Here is a 2550-nt window from a genome sequence, read left to right as displayed (position 1 = left end):
TCCGGTCCGCCGAGCCGGGCGCGCGTCGAGCCCCGCTGGATCGCCACGATGGCGCGGGCCAGGGCGTCCGGGCGAAGCGTGTCGTCCGCGTCGTCGTCCGTCGCGGAGGCCTCGGCCGTGCCCTCGGGGGGCGGTGGCGCGGCCGGTGTGCTCCGGGGCCGTCGGGGCAGGCCCTGGGGGAGAAGCGGAACGCCGGCCGCGGAGCGGGGCGTGTCACCGCTCATCCGGTCCACCGTGGCGTGTCGCGCGTGGGGCCGATGCGGGGGAGGGTGCCTGGCATCTGATTCCTCGTACGACGGCGGACATCCGATGGCGATGGGGGTGCCGCGAGCCGCCCGGCATCCCCTGTGCTCCGGCTTGACACGCCGTCGGCGCATGTCAGCGGGCGGACGGAACGGTATCAGGACCCGGGCCCCGTCGTCAGCACCCGTCGGACCGCAACCTGGCGCCGGACGGCGGCAATTGACGACGCATCCGGTGCCGGCCAGGGAGCCGGCTCGGGCAGGCGCCCCGGAACGAACCCTTCCGGGAGTCATCCGGAATGGATACTTGTCGACACAGCAGGGTTTCGGAATCGGCACTGTCCAGCCACATTTGCCTCTTTGAGGGGTGGCTGGAAATCTGTGTCACCCTGATCAAACATGCACAGACGGAGCGTCAGTTTGGTATTTGGGGGTGCACAGTGCTGCGGGAAGGCTTGTCAGGGCGGGTGTGCCTGGTGATCCGGTCGGCGGGTGCGCGACCCCGGGTCGAGGCGGCCGAGCAAGTTCGGCTTGGAAAGTATCAAAATGTGGACATCGCCCCCTTCTCTTCTCACATTCAAGCTCAAACTTCAACTGCCCATGTTTCGGCCAAACCCCCTAAACGATCTTGGCGTTAGAGGTTGATTTGTAGACCATGTTGCACGTCGGTCAGTCTCCCGACCGGAACCACGACTGATGCACAGCCACCGCGTCTCCCCCGGGCGCGGGAGAACGCCTAGAAGGGCTTGGCGTGGAACACGTCTTCACGACCCAGGATCATGAGGATCTACGGCAGCGCGTACGCGAGTTCGCCGAGCGTGTGGTACGGCCGCTGATACCCGAGATGGAGACCTCCCGGACCGCACTGGTCGGGCTCTCCCGGCTGATCGCCCAACAGGGCTGGATCGGCGCCACGATCGACCCGGCATACGGAGGCATGGGCGCGGGCCATCTTGCCAAGACCGTCATCATCGAGGAACTGTCCCGTGTGAGCGGCGCGATGGGGGCCATGGTCCAGGCCTCCCAGCTGGGCGTCGCCAAGATCATTCACTTCGGCGACGACAGTCAGAAGAGGTACTGGCTGCCGAGGATCGCCGAGGGAGAGGTGCTGCCGACCATCGCGGTCACCGAGCCGGGGTCGGGGGGCCATGTAGCCGGCATGGAGAGCAGCGCGGTACGGGACGGCGACGACTACATCCTCAACGGCCGCAAGATCTTCGTCGGCAACAGTCATGTGGGCGACGTGCACGGTGTCGTGGTCCGCACCGGCCCGGGTTCCCAGGGCATGACGGCCTTCCTCGTCGAGTCCGACCGGCCCGGCTTCTCCCTCGCCGAGCAGGTGCCCTCCATGGGTCTGCACGGGTTCAGTTTCGGGGAGCTCGTCTTCGACAACTGTCGGGTGCCGGCCGCCAACCGGCTCGGCGAGGAGGGTGAGGGGCTGGCCGTCGCGTACTCCTCGTCGGTGCTCTACGGCCGTCTCAACCTGACCGCGGTGTCCCTGGGCATCCACCAGGCGGTGTTCGAGGAGACGGCCCGGTACTGCGGTGAGACGCAGCGCTACGGAAGGCCGTTGGGGCACCTGCCCAACATCAAGATCGAGCTGGGGCGGATGCTGCAACGTCTCACCCTCGCGCGGCAGAGCGCGTATCTCGCCGCGCATCTGCTGGACAACGGTCGGCCCTGCGACATCGAGCTGATGTCCGCGAAACTCTTCAACGTCGAGTCGTCCATCGAGTCGGCCCAGGCGTCGGTCAAGATGCACGCGGCCTGCGGCCTGTTCACCGACCGCCCGGTCGAGCGCTATCTGCGCGACGCCTTCCACATCTACGCCCCCGCCGGCACCTCCGAGATCCAGGGCCTCAGGCTCGGCGAGTTCGCACTCGGTGAGAACAAGGGCCAGTGGTCCGAGCGTCTCGCCGATCTGGTCCGCACCCCGCAGGTCGAGTCGCGGGATCCGGCACCGGTCCCGGTCGGCGAACTGGTCTAGGCAGGTCTGGGCACCGTCCGGCGGAGCGAAGCTCCCCGGGTACGAGACAGCCCCCCACACCCCGGAGGGGTTGGGGGTGTGCGGGGCAGGCCCGCACACCCCCAACCCCTCCGATCAGGCAACGCATGCCGGCGCAGCGGGGTGTCACCCTCCCACCTGGGCCGACGAGCCGAGGAGGAAGCGCCGGGCAAACTGGTCCTCGACGACGGACAGGTACGGGCGGCGGGCACCCTGCTGCTGCGCACGGGTACGCGGCCGAGACCGAGGACTGCGCCGAAGCGACGCCGCCGCCGCGCCGACGGCCGGGACGGCCAGGCCCGC

At 68.6% G+C, this 2550-nt stretch carries 3 protein-coding genes; 2 read left to right on the top strand and 1 reads right to left on the bottom strand.

Annotated features, from left to right (window positions below):
* A partial coding sequence (locus AWZ10_RS04115) for a hypothetical protein (protein ID WP_060890458.1) occupies nt 1-224 on the bottom strand: 224 nt, incomplete at its 3' end.
* A gap of 769 nt (nt 225-993) precedes the next feature.
* On the opposite strand from AWZ10_RS04115, the gene AWZ10_RS04110 reads away from it, so the two are divergent.
* Together AWZ10_RS04110 and AWZ10_RS52840 are read left to right on the top strand one after the other, a co-directional pair.
* Nucleotides 994-2229 (top strand): acyl-CoA dehydrogenase family protein, encoded by a 1236-nt coding sequence (locus AWZ10_RS04110; RefSeq protein WP_060890457.1) that lies wholly within the window; start codon nt 994-996, stop codon nt 2227-2229.
* Nucleotides 2230-2370: 141 nt separating this feature from the next.
* Nucleotides 2371-2550 (top strand): hypothetical protein (locus tag AWZ10_RS52840; RefSeq protein WP_208618443.1); only part of this gene is annotated, 180 nt, incomplete at its 3' end.

Source organism: Streptomyces europaeiscabiei (assembly GCF_001550375.1).
Taxonomy (GTDB): Bacteria; Actinomycetota; Actinomycetes; order Streptomycetales; family Streptomycetaceae; genus Streptomyces; species Streptomyces europaeiscabiei.
The sequence above is the reverse complement of the archived record's forward strand: the minus strand, read 5'-3'. Positions and strand labels throughout refer to the sequence as shown.